Raw genomic sequence first — 16,156 nt, forward strand, 5'->3', positions numbered from 1 at the left:
CCAGCCGGATCGTCCGGCTCAGGGAGTCGTCGTCGATGTGGGAGAGGACCTCGCGCGCCGTGGCCACGGGGAGGCGGCCCACCCGGATCAGGGCCGGAGTGGGTGCCGTCCGCGAGAGCGCGTTCGCGCTCGGCCGGGAAGTGCACCATCAGCTGCACCGTCCTGCCGGCGCGGTCGAGCCGGACGGGCAGCGGGGCCGCTCGGGCGGCGGTGAGGTGATCCGGATGCGAAGTGGGCCGTCCGGCGCGAGGATCGAGGTACGGGCAGTGGCCCGGCTGCGCCCCGACTCCCCGGGAGTCGGCCCCTTCCCCGGCGCTCCGGTCCGCTTCCCGGCCGTCGTCGCGCCTTCCGCGACCTTCGGCGTCACTCCCGGTCGGCAGGGCTGCGCCGGCAGCGCGATGCAGACCCATCAGAATCTGGGCCGGATCCTCGTCCTCAACGCCTTCCTGAGCGCTGGATCGAACGCCCACGCCGGCTACACCGCCGCCTCCGCACTGCTGCTGGTGCCCGGCGTCCTGGCCGCCTGCTCGCCACCCGGGCCCGCAGCGCGCGAGATCCGCTCCCGGCACGACCGGCGACCGACCGGGCCTGACGGACGCACGGCGCGCAAACGCCGGAAACGCGCCTTAATCAGACGGAAAGCGGCCCTGTGGGTCGAGGGCGGACATCTTTAGGCTCGTCCCCATGCGTGTACTTTTCGCCTCGACCCGCGGCTCGGGCCACTTCCAACCACTGGTTCCCTTCATCGACGCGTGCACGGCACGGGGCGACGACGTCCTCGTCGTCGCCCCACCAGCACTCGAAGCGTTACTGGCGTCCCGGAAACAGCCGTACCGCATCAGTGGGGAGCTGCCCCAGGAGGAACTCGCGCGGGTCATGGAGCGCGGACTGGCCCTGTCCCCGGAGGACGCAGTCGCCATGACGGTCAGGGAGGTGTTCGGCCGGCTCTGCACCGCCGCGATGCTTCCCGCGCTGGAGGAGGCCTGCCGTGACTGGCGGCCCGACCTGGTCCTGCACGAGACGTTCGAGTTTGCTTCGGTGGTCGCCGCCGAGCGCCATGGAGTCCCGCATGCCCGGGTCGCGGTCTCGGCCGCGAGGTTCACCGGGGCCACCGACCATCTGCTGGGCCCCGTGCTCGACCCGTACGGCCCCGGCATCGCCGAGCGGCTCCTCGCCGCCCCTTATCTGACCCGCCTGCCCGCCTCCCTGGACCCCTCGCCGTACGCCGCGACCCGCCGCTACCACGAGAACCTCCGGCAGGAGGCGCTGCCGGACTGGTGGGACGGTGCGGAGGAACCGCTGGTCCATGTCACCCTCGGCACCGAGGCGGGCGTCCTGCCGACCGCGACCGGCCTGTACCGCGCGGTTGTGGAGGCGGTGAGCGTACTGCCGGTGCGCGTACTGCTCACGACCGGGCACCACATCGACGCGGCGGACCTCGGACCGCTGCCGCCCCATGTCCACGCGGAGCCGTGGGTGCCGCAGGCGGACGTCCTGCGCAGCGCCTCCCTCGTGGTCTGCCACGGCGGCTCGGGGACGGTCTACGGCGCCCTCGCGGCCGGCGTCCCCGTGGTCTGCGTACCTCTCTTCGCCGACCAGCCGGAGAACGCCCGGCTGGCGACCGAGGCAGGGGCGGGGGCGGCCGTCGCCCCGACCGGCGGCCCGGCGAACGAGCCGCCGGTGCTGAGCCCCGACGACGTACGGAGCATCCGTGCGGCCGCCGAACGCGTCCTCGAGGAACCGGCATACCGTGTGCGGGCCCAGTCCCTGGCCGACGAGGTGCGGACCACCGCCACGGCCGCGGAACTGCTCGCCGCCCTCGAACCGTGACCCGGGGCCACGACCGGCCCGCCGGCCTGCACGCCCGTACGGTGGGTGTCGCCTCGCCCAGGTGCTTCCGCGGCGTACGGGCGGGCATGGGAAGGAGATGGCCCGAGTATCCGTACCCGTGATCGAGCTCGTCCGGCGTACGACCGAGCCCGTCGGGGCGCAGACCCTGCGTTCCACGGCGGCCGCGGTCATCGCCTACGTCGTGGCGGTGTGGGCCCTGCCGCATCCCGCACCGCTCACGGCACCGCTCACCGCGCTGCTCGTCGTGCAGGTCACCCTCTACGCGACTCTCACCACGGGCATCCGCCGGGTGAACTCGGTCGTGGTCGGGGTGCTCATCGCCACTGCGCTCAGCGCGCTGGTGGGCCTGAACTGGTGGAGCCTCGGGCTGACGATCTTCGCCTCGCTGATCATCGGGCGGCTGGTGCGCGTCGGCGAGTTCGTACCCGAGGTGGCGATCAGCGCGATGCTCGTGCTGGGCGTCTCGCAGGTCGCGTCCACCGCCTGGGACCGGGTGCTGGAGACCCTGATCGGCGCCGGCGTGGGGCTGCTGTTCAACCTGCTCCTCGCACCTCCCGTGTGGGTGCAGCCCGCCGGTGCCTCCATCGACGGCCTGGCCCGCGAAATGGGACGGATGCTCCGTGCGATGGGCCAGGACGTGAGCGGTCACCTCACCGTCGAGCGGGCGGCCGACCGGCTCCACGCCGCCCGCCGCCTCGACCACGACATCGTGGAGGTCGACGCCTCGCTCCGGCAGGCCGAGGACAGCCTCACACTCAATCCGCGCGTCCGGCAGGGACTGCTGTACCGGGTCGTGCTGCGCACCGGCCTGGACGCCCTGGAGATCTGCGCCGTGGTGCTGCGGGTGCTCTCGCGCACCCTGACCGACCTGGCCAAGGCCCGTACCGACGAGAAGCTGCTTCCCGTCGATGTGGCCGAGTCGCTGACGGAGCTGTTCGGGCAGATGGCCGGTGCCGTCGAGAGCTTCTCGGAGCTGATCACCACTCCGCTCGCGGAGAACGCCGAGGAGGCGGAGGTCCGGCTGGCACAGGCACTCGCCGCCGGCCGCGCGACCAGGGACCGGGTGGCCGGTCTGCTGCTCGAAGACATCCAGGAACACCCCCGGCAGTGGCAGTTGCACGGCGCGCTGCTCGCCGAGGTCGACCGGATCCTGGACGAGCTCGACATCGACAAGCGCACGGAACGCCTGGGCAAGGAGCTGGACCGGCGCTCCGCGCAGCTCCACGAACGCCATCCCTGGGCGCGCGCCGTGTCACGTCGGCTGGGAGCCGGGCAGAGCTGACGGCGGGGCGTGCGGCGGAGCCCAGGACCCTGCCGGAGCGGGCGCCGTCCGGCCAGTCCGCCGGTCCGACCCCCGGCGCCACCGCCCGGATCACCCGTGACGGCACCACCACCCCCTACACGGTGACGGTGCCGTCGGCATCGCTCGGCCTCGCCGGCAAGCCCACCGCGTCCATCGGGCTCGGCTTCGTGGTCAACGACAGCGACAAGACTGCCCGGCGCGCGGCTGGTCGGAGTGGGGTGGCTCCATCGCCAACAACTCCAAGAGCGCCGCCGGCCCGCGGGGCTGTCCAGCTGACCGACTGAACCACCCCATGACGGGCGGGGCCGGGTGCACCTGACAGCACCCGGACCCGCCGCTCCATGCCGCACCGGCGCACGGCAGACTTGTCCGGAATCCCACCGTGAGGAGACCAGCTCCATGGCCCTGTTCGACATGCCGCTGCCCGAACTGCGCGCCTACCGGCCGCAGATCGACGAGCCGGACGACTTCGACGCCTTCTGGGCGAAGACCCTCGCCGAGACGCGCGCCCACGATCCCGCGGTCTCCTTCGAACCCGTCGAGACCGGGCTGACCGGCCTGCGCACCTGGGACGTCACCTTCGCCGGCTTCGGCGGCCACCCCATCAAGGGCTGGTTCAGCGCCCCCGCGCACGCCGAGGGCCCGCTCCCGCTCGTCGTCCAGTTCCACGGCTACAACGGCGGCCGCAGCCTTCCGCACTGCTGGGGCATGTGGCCGCTGGCCGGCTTCGCCCACTTCATCATGGACGTACGCGGCCAGGGCAGCGGCGGCAGCGTCGGCGACACCCCCGACCCGGTCGGCTCCGGTCCCTCCCACGCGGGCTTCATGACCCGGGGCATCGAGGACCCGGAGAGCTATTACTACCGCCGGGTCCACGCCGACGCCGTACGCGCCGTCGAAGCCGCCCGCTCCCATCCGCTGGCCGACCCCACCCGCACCGTCGCCCTCGGCGGAAGCCAGGGCGGCGGCATCACCCTCGCGGTCGGCGCACTCGTCCCCGACCTGGCCGCCATCGCCGTCGACGTCCCGTTCCTCTGCCACTTCGGACGGGCCGTCACGCTCACCGACTCCAACCCGTACGCGGAGATAGCCCGTTACCTCAAGATGCACCGTGGCAAGGAGGAGACCGTTCTGCGCACTCTCTCGTACGTCGACGGGGTTTCCTTCGCAGCCCGGGGCAGCGCCCCCGCGCTCTTCTCCGTCGCACTGATGGACCAGGTCTGCCCGCCGTCCACGGTCTTCGCCGCCCACAACGCGTACCCGGGCGAGAAGGAGATCGAGGTCTACCCGTTCAACGGGCACGAGGGCGGTGCCATGTTCCAGGAGGCCGCCCAGCTCCGCTGGCTACCGAAAGCGCTGAACAGGGCAGTCTGAACCCCGCCGCAGCCGCAGTCGGCGTGGTGTGGATCACGGACAGGCTGTGGACAGCACATATAGGTTCCACCGGGGTACGTCAATGCCCCGTGACGTGGCGAGGACAAGGGCGAACAGTGCGGCAGAAGGCCTATGCGCAGGCGATGCGCGTCATCGCGTGCGCGCTGATGGTGTGGCAGGTCTGGATGATGTGGCACATCTCCAGCCACGAGGCGGTGGGGGTGAGATGGGCCTGCGACGCGGCCGGGGGCTGCGCCAGTGACCAGCTCGCGGCAGTGTCGCCGATGCTCGGAATCGCCTGCGCCGTCGTCCTCGGCCTGCTCTCCGCCCGGTACCTGCACCGGGCGGCACCGGGCGCGGTGATCGCACTCTCGGCCGTCGCGGCCGCAGCCGGCTGGTACGACGCGCTGGCGGAGGGCCAGGTCGAGCGGAACACCGTCACCAGCTTCCACATCCTCCTACCGCTCGGCGACTTCTCCGTCTCCCAATGGCTCACCTTCCTGTGGTCCGTCGCAGGCGTGGGCTGCCTCGCCGCCTGGTGGGGCGCGGCAGTCAGCCTGCGGCGCGCCGGAGGACTGCGCCGGCTTACCCGCCGTTACACCACAGCCGACGCGGTGATCGAGGGCTGGCGGTCGGTGGGCCGCAAGTACGGCGAGGTCACCGTGGTGTTCGACGACACGGCCGGGGTGCGCCACGAGGTCCCGGCCGTCGTGGAACGCGTCGCCCTCGGGCGGGACGTCCTCGCCCTCTACGACGCCGACCGACCCGACGACCCGGCACACACCAGGGTCGTCATCCCCCGCCGGAAGGTGCTGCGCCTCTCATGACCACCTCGACCTCCACCGCGTCCTCTCCGCGCGGCTTCTTCAGACTGTTCACCGTGGTGTCCGCGATCGGCACCGGTCTCGCGCTGGCCGCACTCGTCCACGGCGCCGTGGACGGCCCCCGCTGGCTGCTGATGCTCGCGCTCCCCGTGACAGCCCTGGCCCTGACGGCGTACGGCAGGGCGGCCGAGGACATGAAGTCCGGCGTCGCCGCCCCCGGGCTGCGCTCCGGCGGCCCGCGCGCCTTCGCACCCGCCGTGGTCAACGGAGTGAGGGCGGTGAACAAGGAGAGCGGCCGGACGGCCGCCGACGGGCAGGCCCTGAAGTCCGTGTTCGCCTTCGATCTGACCGTGGTGACCGACGAACTGCCCCCATACCGCATCGAGGTCCGACACCCCCTCGACCTGCAGGGGCTGCTGCACAAGTCCAGGGCGGTCGTCGAGTACGACCCCGAGCAGCCCTGGCGGGTCGTCGTCCCCAACAACCCGCCGCGGGAGTGGCTGGCCCGCGCGGAGAACCTCGTCCCGCCCGCGGGCGAGGTGAAGCGCCGGGCCGGCGGCGTTCCGGCAGGGTTCCACGCGCTGGTGTCGGGCGTGGTGATCGCGGCCGTACTGCTGGTGCTGGTACGGGTGCTGGGCTGAGAGGCCGTCGGGCGACCTCTCGGCCGCCACGGGCTCAGCCGTTGCGCGGGTACTTCTTGAGCACCTTGCCGTTGATGTCGGCCCGCAGATAGGCGCCGCCGTACTCGTCCGAGACGTAGACGCTGAGCGTCGGCCGGTAGTCGTCGAACGGGGAGGCCGGGTCGATGTCCACGTAGTGGCTGGTGGGCTCGGCGACGCCGAGCTCCTTGTCCGCCCGCCGGATCAGCCCCGGCAGGGCGTCCCAGTTGAACTTCTCCAGGTCCACGGACTTGGCGCCCGACATGAGGGTGCCGCCCGCCCGTTCCCGGGTGGCCTTGCCGTCCCGGTAGGTGAAGACGTCGTACAGGGCCTTGTTCTTCGGGACCGGGGCCTCGGCGCTCGCGTGTACGTCGTACAGCGTGAACGACGTGACCTCGGTGCCGCCCATCACCGGCTTGAGCGCCGCGATGACGGACCGTGTGGCGGAGGGCGTCAGCAGATTCTTGGCCGGTGCCGTGGTCTTCTGCGGGCTGTCCCCCTCCTCGACGGCCGAGGGGCTGCCCATGGCCCGGCCCGGGGCCCGGTCCGGGGCGGACGAGGTGGTGCCGTCCCCCTCCGTCTTCGAGTCGGGCACCAGCGACCACACCAGGACGCCGGTCAGGGCGGTTCCGGCGAGCGCGGTGGTGATCGCGACGGCGCGGCCCCGCCTGACCCGGCGACGGATCTCCTGGGTGCCCAGCGTCGCGGGCCGGGCGCGCGGGGGAGCGGTGACGGGCGGACGCCGTACGGGAGCGGTGGGCAGGGCGGTGGTCGGGCCGGCCTGGCCGTAGCCGGCCGGCACCGCGTCCCGCCGGGTGGGCGCGTCCTGGCGAGGCGATACGGCGTCCTGCGGCGCCGCACGGCCCGGTCCGGGTGCCGGCGCCGGCTCGCTCACCGAGGCCAGCATCCGGTCGAGCTCCTCGGGACCGGGCCGCGCGGCCGTGTCCCGGGTCAGCAGCGCCTGCAGCACCGGAGCCAGCGGACCGGCCTGCCGGGGCGGCGGGATCTCCTCGTCCAGCACGGCCGCCAGTGTCGCCAGCGTGGTGGCCTTGCGCAGCGGATGCCGGCCCTCCACGGCGACGTACAGCATCATGCCGAGCGACCACAGGTCCGACGAGGGGTCGCCCTCCTTGCCGCGGATGCGCTCGGGCGCCATGTAGTCGGGGGAACCGATGATGGAGCCGGTCGCCGTCAGACTGGTGGACTCGCGGATCGCCGCGATGCCGAAGTCGGTGAGCACCGGGCTCCCGTCGGCCCGCAGCAGTACGTTGGCGGGCTTGACGTCGCGGTGCAGGATTCCGGCGGCATGGGCGGCGCGCAGCGCGGACAGCACCCCGCGGCCCAGCCCGGCGGCCTCGGCCGGGGTGAGCGTCCCCTCTGCCAGGCGCTCCGCGAGCGAGGCGCCGGGCACCAGCTCCATCACGATCCACGGATACGCACCCTCGCCGCCGTCCACGATGTGATGGACCGTGACGACACCCGGGTGGTCGAGCCGGGCCAGCGCACGGGCCTCGCGCAGCACCCGCTCGCGCAGCAGCCCGGCCGACTCCGGGTCGTTCTCGGCGAGCGCCGGATCCGGGGGCCGTACCTCCTTGAGCGCCACATCGCGGTGCAGGGCCAGGTCGTGGGCCCGCCACACCATGCCCATACCACCACTGCCGAGCCTGTTCACCAGCTCGAAACGGTCGTCGATCACACGGCGCGCAGGCCCCCCAGCGGTCATGGAAAAAGACTACGGGGCAGGTCCGCGGCAGTGCGCACCCACCCCGACCGCCTCCGGGCGCCGGGTGGCCTCCGACCGGGCGGCCGCGCCCCTGGCACGCACGCTCCCGCGTTGTCGCCCGCACCGGACCGCGTTCGCCATCCGATCCGGGCTCACCCGACCGCCGCCTCTCACACGTCGTCGTTCGGGCGGAGCCGTCCCGCACGGCGGCCGACGGCTTGCCGCACACCCATGGAAGAGCGGCAAGACATCGGCCGTCGGCATGAGCCAGGTGCTACTTGGGCGGGCGGATGTTGCCGCCGCCCGTGGTGCCCATCTGGTCGCACTGCTCCTGAAGCTTCCGGGCCTTCTCCTGGAGCCGCTGGCGCTGCTCAGGGTCGGTGGTGCGCTCGGCGGCCTCCGTCATGTGCCGGGCCTTGTCGCGCAGCTGCTGCGCACGGTCACCGGATTCACGTGCAATGCTCATCATCGCTCCTTGTGCGGTTGGGAAGAGCGGGCCCCATCAGAGAACCAGCGCCGTCGGGCCGCCGCACCTCGAATCGTCACTCAGGGTCACGGTCACCGGTGGGGTGCTGCGACGCTGGCATGATCGGGGGTATGAACGAAAGCATCATCGCCGCGTGTGACGGGGCGTCCAAGGGCAATCCGGGACCCGCTGCCTGGGCGTGGGTCGTGGCCGACGCGCAGGGGCGGCCCGAGCGCTGGGAGGCGGGGCCGCTGGGGACCGCCACCAACAATGTCGCCGAACTCACCGCGCTGCACGAGCTGTTGGAGTCGACGGACCCGTCCGTTCCGATCGAGGTGCGGATGGACTCGCAGTACGCGATGAACGCGGTCACGAAGTGGCTGCCGGGGTGGAAGCGCAACGGCTGGAAGACCTCGGCCGGAAAGCCGGTGGCCAATCGTGAGCTCGTGGTCGGCATCGACGCCCTGCTGACCGGCCGGTCCGTGCGCTTCACCTACGTTCCCGCCCACCAGGTCGACGGCGACCCGCTCAACGCGCTCGCCGACCAGGCGGCCAGCGAGGCCGCGGTGGCCCAGCGGCCGGCCGGAACCGTCCACGGTGCCACGCAGTTGCCGACGCCCGCCCCGGCCCGTGCGACCGAGGGGCGACGGAGCGGCACGGCGACGAAGAAGGCCGGGGGCGCGTCACGCCCCACCCGCTCCGGGGGAACCATCCGGGCCAGGTTCGCCGGCCGCTGCCACTGCGGAAAGTCCTACGCGGCACAGGACATGATCGCCAAGAACCCCAACGGCTGGGGCCACCCGGAGTGCCGCACCCTGCCCGCCTGACACACACTGTCCCCGCCGTGGCCGACCGGAGCGGGCGAGTGGCCGCGCGGGACCGGGCCCGCGTGCCATGATGCGGCTCCGACGGCAACGGCGGCACGCTGGGGGCGGGATGGGAAGCACAGGCACGGTACTGCGCGAGCTGCGCGGCGCGCAGAAGACGGCCAAAGGGGTGTCGCTGTACTCGCGGTACGTGAACCGGCCGGCCGGTCGGGTGCTCGCGGCCGGTGCGTACCGAATAGGGATGACGCCCAATCAAGTAACCTTGGTCAGCGCCGCATTCACCTTCGCTGCACTCGCATCGGTAGCCCTCGTCCGTCCGTCCCCCGGGCTCGCGGTCGCGGTGTACGCCGGTCTCGCCATCGGATTCGCCCTCGACTCGGCCGACGGGCAACTGGCCCGGCTCACCGGTCGGGGCGGCCCGGACGGTGAGTGGCTGGACCATGTCGTCGACTGCGCCAAGATGATCCTCGTACACACCGCCGTGCTGATCTCGTTCCGGAGATTCATCTCGCTGCCTGGCGAGGGCTGGCTGCTGCTGCCGCTGGGATTCCTGTTCACGGCCGTGCTGACCTTCTGCGCGGGGCTGCTGCGCGAACAGCTGGGAAAGGCGTCCGCCCGGCCCGCGGCGGACGCCGGAGCCGCCGCCCCGGTGTCGCGGCTGCGGGCCGTCCTACTGCTGCCCGCCGACTACGGAGTGTTCTGCCTGGTGTTTCTGCTCCTCGGCGATCCCGCCGCGTTCCGCGTCGGCTACGCGGCCCTGGCGCTGGTGCACGCGCTGTTCCTGGTGGTGTTCCTCGCCAAGTGGTTCAGGGAGCTCAGAGCGCTCCGGACTGCGGACTGACGAGTGTGTCCAGCGCCCGGCGCAGCTGGGTGCTGGACGTGTGCACGGTGTACGGGAAGTAGACGACCTCCACACCGACCTCGGCGAAGTCGCGTTCCAGCCGTTTTCCTCGCTCCGTGTCCCGCCAGTCGTCCCCCTTGAAGATCACGTCGAACCTCACCTGCTGCCAGGTCTCGACCTTGTCGGGCACCGTCTCGACGAACGCAGCGTCCACGTAGCGCACGCTGCGCACGATCTCCAGCCGCTCCGGCAGCGGAATCACCGGCCGGTGGCCCTTGGCGAGTGCGGCCATCTCGTCCGAGACAACCCCGGCGACGAGATAGTCGCACTGACTGCGGGCATGCCGCAGGATGTTGAGGTGCCCCACATGGAACAGGTCGTAGACCCCCGGCGCGTAGCCGACCCTGTGCGCCATCCGTTCTCTCCCCCCATGGTGAACGCGATGCCGGTGTCCCACACGGCAGTTGTCCGGACATGGCATCCGGTGCGGTGGGATGTCGGTATCGGAGTTGATGGTGCAACGACCTTACTGTGAAGGCCACTTGCGCATCACGTGAACGGATAAGCTCGCATTTGGGGCTGTTCCTTGGGGGGAAGACAGATTGTTCCGGGGGGAAGGCGAGCGTCCATGTCCGATGCCGAGTGTCACAAGCCGTTCGAGGACCGCACCTTGCTGGTGGTCTCGACGAACTACGCACCGGAGGTGACGGGCATCGGCCCGTACGCCGCGCAGCTTGCCGAGCACTGGGCCGCGGCCGGGGCCGACACACACGTACTGACCGGAATGCCGCACTACCCCTCCTGGCGGACCGACCCGGAGTACCGGGGGGTGTGGCGGGTCGCCGAGACGCGGGCCGGGGTCACCGTGCACCGGCGAAGACACTACGTGCCGTCCCGTCAGTCCGCCCTGCGCAGAGCCGCGTTCGAGGCGACGGTGCTCGCGCACGGCCTGCTGTCGCCGCCCGCATCGCGCCCGCCGGACACGGTGGTCTCCCAGATTCCCAGCCTCGCCGGGGGCGTCATCGGTGCCCGGCTGGCCGCCCGCCACCGTGTCCCTTACATACCGGTCGTGCAGGACCTGATGGGCGCCGCCGCCGCGCAGAGCGGTATCCGGGGCGGAGGCAGGGCGGCGGCCGCCGCCTCGGCCGCCGAACGGTACGCGCTGCGCTCCGCGGCCCTCGTCGGCGTCATCCACGAGAGCTTCGTGCCCCGTGTCACCGCGTACGGAGTGGACCCGGGGCGCATCCGCACCGTGCCCAACTGGTCCCATGTGCGGGCGCCTTCCGCCGACCGGGCCGGCACCCGGGCGCGGCTGGGCTGGAGCGAGGGCACCCCGGTGGTCCTGCACTCCGGGAACATGGGGCTCAAGCAGGGGCTTGAGGTCCTTGTCGACGCGGCCCGGCTCGCCCCGGAGATACGCGTGGTGCTCATGGGGGACGGGAATCAGCGCCAGGCGCTGCTGCAGCGCGCCGCGGGCCTGCGCAACCTGGACATCCTGCCCCCGGCCGACGCTTCCGAGTTCACGGACATCCTCGCCGCCGCCGATGTGCTCGCGGTGACACAGCGGGCATCCGTACTCGACATGAGCGTCCCGTCCAAGCTCACCTCCTACTTCGTCTCGGGCCGGCCCGTGGTGGCCTCGGTCGCCGCCGGGGGAGGCACCGCGCAGGAGGTCCAACGGTCCGGAGCCGGGCTCCTCGTCGCCCCGGAGGACCCCGCGGCCCTGCTGTCGGCCGTACGCAAGCTCATCGAGGCACCGGCCGGGGCGGACGCGCTCGGGGCCAACGGGCCACAGTACGTCGCACGTCACCTGAGCCGCGAGGCGGGCCTGGCCCGCTTCGACGCCCTGCTCACCGAGGTCCTTGCGGACACACAAGGGAGACCACGTCGATGAACCAGCCGATCCGCACCCTGGAGGACCAGGACGAACCCGCGCTGCTGAGGGACCAGTTCCGCCAGCTCCTGCGCTACCGGGCCCTGCTCGCCTGCGGCGTGGTCGTCGGGCTTCTCGGCGGCGGCTGGCTCGCCCTGAGCGGCGAGGAGGGCTACACCTCGACCGGCGAGGTCGTCGTACGCTCCGCCGCCTCGGACCCCTTCGCCGCCGGGGCCTCCGCCGACAAGGGCATCAACATCGGCTCGGAACGGCAGACCGCTGTCAGCGACACCGTGGGTAACCTGGCCGTCGCCACCCTGGCCAGGCAGGGGGACCGGGTGGAGGTCGGACCGCTGCTCTCCGGTCTCCAGGTCACCAACCCGCCGAACACCCTCGTGCTCCGCTTCTCCTATACCGGCCGGACCCCGGAACTGGCGAAGGAACGGGCCCAGGCACTGGCCGACGCCTATCTGGAGATTCGCAGACAGCGCACCGAGAACAGCATCGCCAACATGGTCGAGGGCTACCGAGCCCAGCTGAGCCCGCTCACCGCACAGCGCGACCAGCTGACGGAGCAGGCCGCCGGGAGCGACGACGTGGCCGGCGCACGGGCCAACCTTGTGGTCGCGATCTCCGAACTCAGCCGGAAGATCTCCGAGTTGCGTGCGCTGGACACCACCCCCGGATACCTGACGAAGAAGCCCGTCGCCCCGAGCGGGCCCACCGGCGCAGGGCTGCCCCTGCTGCTGGGGCTCGGCGCGGGAGTCGGCCTGGCCCTGGGACTGCTCCTGTCGTGGGTGCGCCTCGTCTTCGACCCTGCCGTGCGCTCGACCAGGGAACTGGTCCGTTCGCTCGGCGCGCCCCTGCTCGGCACCCTGCCCAGGGAGCGGGCGTCCGCCGGCACGCTGCTGGCCATCGGGCGGAGCGGCAGCCGGCTTGCCGAGGAGTACCGCGCGGTGGCCTTCCGGCTCGCCTACGATCCCTCGTTCGCCCAGCGTCGCAGGCTCCTGGTCACGGCCCCGCGCGGGGACGGCACGGGGGCGGCCGCCGCCGCGGCCAACCTGGCCGCGGCCTTCGCCGAGATGGGGCGTGACGTCATCCTGGTCGAGGCCGATCTGCGTGCCCCCGCGCTGGCCAGGGACCTGGGACCGGCGGTGCAGGGCCCCCGGCCCCGCTGGGCGACCCGGGGCGAACGGGCCTGGCCGTCGGAGAGCAGGATGAACGTCGACGTACCCGGGTCGGGCGCCTTCACCCTGATAGCGGGCCGGCACACGGACAACGTGCCGCGAGCCCTGACGTCGGCACCCGTCGGGGTGATCGTCGCCGAGGGCGACCGGCCCGGCGCGGTCGTCATCGTGCTGGCCCCGCCCGTGCTCTCGTACGCCGACGCCGTCGCGCTGATCGACCGGGTGGAGGGCGTCGTGGTGGTGTGCGACCCGCGCGAGGTCCACCGCAGTGACCTGGAGCGGATCCGGGAGATCATCGGGGCGGCGGGCGGCACCGTGCTCGGCGCCCTGCTGCACCCCGGCCGCAGCCGCCACGAGCGCCGGGCCCTCAAGAAGGCGGCCAGGCGCCGCACGGGCGGCGGGCGGCAGGGCCGGGGAAGTGACGGAGGCGGACCGGAGTACGCCGGGGACCCGGCCGAGACGCTGGGGCTGCGCCCCTTCGACTCCACCGCCGGACACAGATGAGGGCACGGACCGCGATCGTCTGCTCGGTCGCGGACCAGGGCGTGGCCGCGCTCACCAACATCCTGGTGCTGGTGGCGGCCGCCCGGCTCTCCACCGTGGCCGACTTCGCCCGGTTCTCCGCGGTCTACCTCGTCTTCACGGTGCTTCTGGGCGTGTCGGGCGCCTACATCGGTCAGCCGCTCGTGCTGAGGCGCGGCGGGAGCGAGGAGGTGCGCGGCGCCTGCCGGTCGGCGGTCACCTTCACGCTGCTCGCGGCGGCGGTGCTGGGCGCGCTGCTGGCCGGCGTCTGCCCGACGCTGCCGGGGGCCACCGCGCAGGCCCTGACGGCACTGGGACTCGTCCTGCCGGTCGTGCTGGGCCAGGACGCCATGCGGTACGCCTTCTCCACCCTGCACCTGCCGCACCTGGCGCTGGCGGGCGACGCGCTCCGACTGGTCTGCGTGCTGGGCGTGCTGGGTGTGCAGCCACACGGTGCCCCGGCCGCCCGGCTGGTCGCCGTCTGGGGGCTGTCCGCGCTGCCGGCCCTGCTGCTGTCGGCCGCCCTGCTGCACCGCGAAGTGGCCGGTACGCCCCTGCGGCTGGGAGTGCTGCTGCGACGAGGCCATCTGGGGCGGCGCTTCGTGGTGGAGTTCGCGGTGGGCAATGCCACCGGCCAGCTCTCCGTGCTCGGGCTCGGTGCGATCGGCAGCCCCCTGGTGGTCGGTGCCCTGCGCGGTGCGACCACCCTCTTCGGGCCGCTGAACGTGCTGTACACCTCGGCCACCGGCTTCGGCCCGCCCCTGCTGGGAAGACTCGCCGACGAACGGCGCAGGGTACGGGCCGCGGCGACGCTCGCAGCCGTCCTGGCGGCCGCCGCGGCCGCCTGGGCCACCGCACTGGCCCTGCTGCCCGGCCCGGTCGGACGCCACCTGCTCGGCGACACCTGGCCCACGGCCGCCGCCCTGCTCCCGGCGACCGGCAGCCAGTACGCGGCGATGGCTGTCGGTACCTGCGGACTGCTGGCCCTGCGCATCCTCGACCCGCGTACCACCCTCCGTGTCCAGGTGGTCTTCTCGCTCGCCTCGGTCGCCTTCCTCACCGGCGGCTACCTGCTCGGCGGAGTCCAGGGTGCCGCCTGGGGGCTGTGCCTGGGTTCCGTGTGCAAGGCAGTGGCCTCCTGGACACGGGTGGCCGGGCTGCTGCGTCGCACTGCCGTCGAGCGCCCACCGCTCAGTGCGGACGCCGCCCGCCCTCGGCCCGGAGGCTTGTGACCAGCAGCAGACAGAGCGCCGCGACGGCGGGCTTCCCCGCCGCCTGCAACAGCGGTCCGCGCAACAGGATGAAGGTGTACCCGGCGATCAGCGGCACGGTTACGGCCAGCACGCTGCCGGGTCCAGGGCCGTCCCGCGAGACGGCCCGCGCGTACCGCCGGTCGGTACGGGCGGCCGCGTACCCGATCAGCGCGAAGGCACCGGCCATGCCCGGCGCGCCGAAGTCGACCCAGAGCTCCGTCCACAGCGGCGCCGACAGGTTGGTCATGCTCATTCCCATCCACTGACCGACGCGCACCCCCGTGTCCTCCGGCTTGCCGCTCCACACCGACCGGGGCACGAAGAAGAGGGCGGAGCCCGCCAGTTGACGGCCGTAGGTGTGGCCACGGGTGTCGACCCAGGTGATGGTGTTGGCGAACATCACCGTCTGGTCGTAGTCCTTGGTGGCCAGCGGCTCGAACACCGACGACGACTCCACCGGCCGGTACCCGGCGCTGTCGTAGCGGAACCGGTCCGCGTACGGAAACAGCACCAGCGCTCCGACCACTCCGGCGGCCAGCACCGAGCGGTACATCGCAGCGCTGCTCGGGAACGCGGTGAAAAGCAGCGAGACCAGCACTGTCAGGAACCAGTAACGGGCGTTGGAGACCGGGTTGTTGACGATCACATTGAGGATGATCAGCCCGGCCCAGGCCAGCACCGTCGACGGGGAGCGCCGGGCCCTGCGCGACGTCACAAGACGGCGGGTGAAGAAGAGCAGCGCGAGCAGCGCGGGTACCGTCCCGAAGCCCTTGAGGAAGGCCGAACCCACATTGGACCGGCCCGACCCCACCCCGCTGGCCGCGACCGAGGCACTGATCTCCTGACGGCTGGTGAAGAAGACGGCGGGTCCGCCGAGCTTCACGATGTAGTAGCCGCTCGCCGCGAAGGCCAGCAGCACCAGCAGTCTGAGCCGCACCCGGTGCGCGACGGCCGGACCGCCCCCGGAACGCACTGCGGCCCGTTGCCGCAGCGGCCGCCGGGACGCCAGCAGGGCCCCCAGGTCGAACGCGGCACAGCCCACCAGGATCAGCGCGACGGCCGTCACCAGATCCGATCGCGGCCCGACCATCGGAGTGGGCGTCTGCCCGATCACGGCCTGGGCGAAAGGCGCCACCCCCATCGCGATGTACACGAACATCCAGAAGACGCCCTGGAGCAGCCGCCGCCGGGTGGAGAGGATCATGGTCGCGAGCCGGGTCCCCGCATAACAGGTCAGCACCAGCTGGAGCCAGTAAGCGGTGTCCCGGACGCCCGCACCCGGCTGCGCGGCGATCACCGCGGGCAGGAAGCAGACCAGAGCGAGGATGAGAGGCACGGCCAGAGCGCGCGAGAGCATCGCCCACGACATGGGCTTCGCCGGCGCCGCCTCGTGCACGGACGTCATGTGCTCCCCGTTCCCGTGGACCGGTGAACACTCTAACGAATCAACCCA

At 72.3% G+C, this 16,156-nt stretch carries 14 protein-coding genes and 1 pseudogene; 10 read left to right on the forward strand and 5 right to left on the reverse strand.

The features are described from left to right. Window positions 1-94, reverse strand: a pseudogene (locus tag ACWCQ6_RS16580) (MerR family transcriptional regulator); the annotation flags it as partial. A gap of 590 nt (window positions 95-684) precedes the next feature. Here ACWCQ6_RS16580 and ACWCQ6_RS16585 point away from each other — a divergent pair. From ACWCQ6_RS16585 to ACWCQ6_RS16605, 5 genes are all read left to right on the forward strand, one after another. Further along, window positions 685-1,830 (forward strand): glycosyltransferase, encoded by a 1,146-nt coding sequence (locus ACWCQ6_RS16585; RefSeq protein WP_451089740.1) that lies wholly within the window; start codon window positions 685-687, stop codon window positions 1,828-1,830. Between the two features lie 97 nt (window positions 1,831-1,927). After that, on the forward strand, window positions 1,928-3,133 hold the full coding sequence (locus ACWCQ6_RS16590) for an FUSC family protein (RefSeq protein WP_451089742.1): 1,206 nt from the start codon (window positions 1,928-1,930) through the stop codon (window positions 3,131-3,133). A gap of 420 nt (window positions 3,134-3,553) precedes the next feature. Then, a complete protein-coding gene (locus tag ACWCQ6_RS16595; RefSeq protein ID WP_451089744.1) occupies window positions 3,554-4,528 on the forward strand; it encodes an acetylxylan esterase in 975 nt (324 codons plus the stop codon). A 116-nt stretch (window positions 4,529-4,644) separates the two neighbouring features. Then, window positions 4,645-5,355: a hypothetical protein gene (locus ACWCQ6_RS16600; protein ID WP_451089746.1), complete on the forward strand. Its 711-nt coding sequence runs from the start codon at window positions 4,645-4,647 to the stop codon at window positions 5,353-5,355. Next, on the forward strand, window positions 5,352-5,993 hold the full coding sequence (locus ACWCQ6_RS16605; RefSeq protein ID WP_451089748.1) for a hypothetical protein: 642 nt from the start codon (window positions 5,352-5,354) through the stop codon (window positions 5,991-5,993). Before ACWCQ6_RS16600 ends, ACWCQ6_RS16605 begins: the two co-directional genes overlap by 4 nt. A 34-nt stretch (window positions 5,994-6,027) precedes the next feature. Here the strand turns inward: ACWCQ6_RS16605 and ACWCQ6_RS16610 are convergent, their stop codons facing one another. After that, on the reverse strand, window positions 6,028-7,734 hold the full coding sequence (locus ACWCQ6_RS16610; protein WP_451089750.1) for a protein kinase domain-containing protein: 1,707 nt from the start codon (window positions 7,732-7,734) through the stop codon (window positions 6,028-6,030). Window positions 7,735-8,008: 274 nt separating this feature from the next. Beyond that, window positions 8,009-8,200, reverse strand: coding sequence for a DUF6381 family protein (locus ACWCQ6_RS16615; RefSeq protein WP_451089752.1), 192 nt, complete (start codon window positions 8,198-8,200; stop codon window positions 8,009-8,011). Window positions 8,201-8,331: 131 nt separating this feature from the next. Here ACWCQ6_RS16615 and ACWCQ6_RS16620 point away from each other — a divergent pair, with 131 nt between their 5' ends. After that, on the forward strand, window positions 8,332-9,027 hold the full coding sequence (locus tag ACWCQ6_RS16620; protein WP_451089754.1) for a ribonuclease H family protein: 696 nt from the start codon (window positions 8,332-8,334) through the stop codon (window positions 9,025-9,027). A 109-nt stretch (window positions 9,028-9,136) separates the two neighbouring features. Further along, window positions 9,137-9,868, forward strand: coding sequence for a CDP-alcohol phosphatidyltransferase family protein (locus ACWCQ6_RS16625; protein ID WP_451089756.1), 732 nt, complete (start codon window positions 9,137-9,139; stop codon window positions 9,866-9,868). On the opposite strand, the gene ACWCQ6_RS16630 is transcribed toward ACWCQ6_RS16625, so the two are convergent. Continuing rightward, window positions 9,843-10,283 (reverse strand): adenylyltransferase/cytidyltransferase family protein, encoded by a 441-nt coding sequence (locus ACWCQ6_RS16630; RefSeq protein ID WP_403775616.1) that lies wholly within the window; start codon window positions 10,281-10,283, stop codon window positions 9,843-9,845. The two genes, ACWCQ6_RS16625 and ACWCQ6_RS16630, sit on opposite strands and share 26 nt — an antisense overlap. A gap of 213 nt (window positions 10,284-10,496) precedes the next feature. Between ACWCQ6_RS16630 and ACWCQ6_RS16635 the strand changes: the two genes are divergently transcribed. Genes ACWCQ6_RS16635 through ACWCQ6_RS16645 form a run of 3 tightly spaced genes read left to right on the forward strand, consistent with a single transcriptional unit; the run spans window position 10,497 to window position 14,682 of the window. After that, a complete protein-coding gene (locus ACWCQ6_RS16635) occupies window positions 10,497-11,762 on the forward strand; it encodes a glycosyltransferase (RefSeq protein ID WP_451089758.1) in 1,266 nt (421 codons plus the stop codon). Further along, window positions 11,759-13,432 (forward strand): lipopolysaccharide biosynthesis protein, encoded by a 1,674-nt coding sequence (locus ACWCQ6_RS16640; RefSeq protein WP_451089760.1) that lies wholly within the window; start codon window positions 11,759-11,761, stop codon window positions 13,430-13,432. The genes ACWCQ6_RS16635 and ACWCQ6_RS16640 overlap by 4 nt, the downstream gene beginning before the upstream one ends. Then, window positions 13,429-14,682, forward strand: coding sequence for a hypothetical protein (locus ACWCQ6_RS16645; protein ID WP_451089762.1), 1,254 nt, complete (start codon window positions 13,429-13,431; stop codon window positions 14,680-14,682). Before ACWCQ6_RS16640 ends, ACWCQ6_RS16645 begins: the two co-directional genes overlap by 4 nt. Here ACWCQ6_RS16645 and ACWCQ6_RS16650 read toward each other — a convergent pair. Next, a complete protein-coding gene (locus tag ACWCQ6_RS16650; RefSeq protein WP_451089764.1) occupies window positions 14,642-16,108 on the reverse strand; it encodes a hypothetical protein in 1,467 nt (488 codons plus the stop codon). The two genes, ACWCQ6_RS16645 and ACWCQ6_RS16650, sit on opposite strands and share 41 nt — an antisense overlap. Between the last annotated feature and the right edge of the window lie 48 nt (window positions 16,109-16,156).

The sequence above is a fragment of the Streptomyces sp. NPDC001880 genome (genome assembly GCF_053594575.1).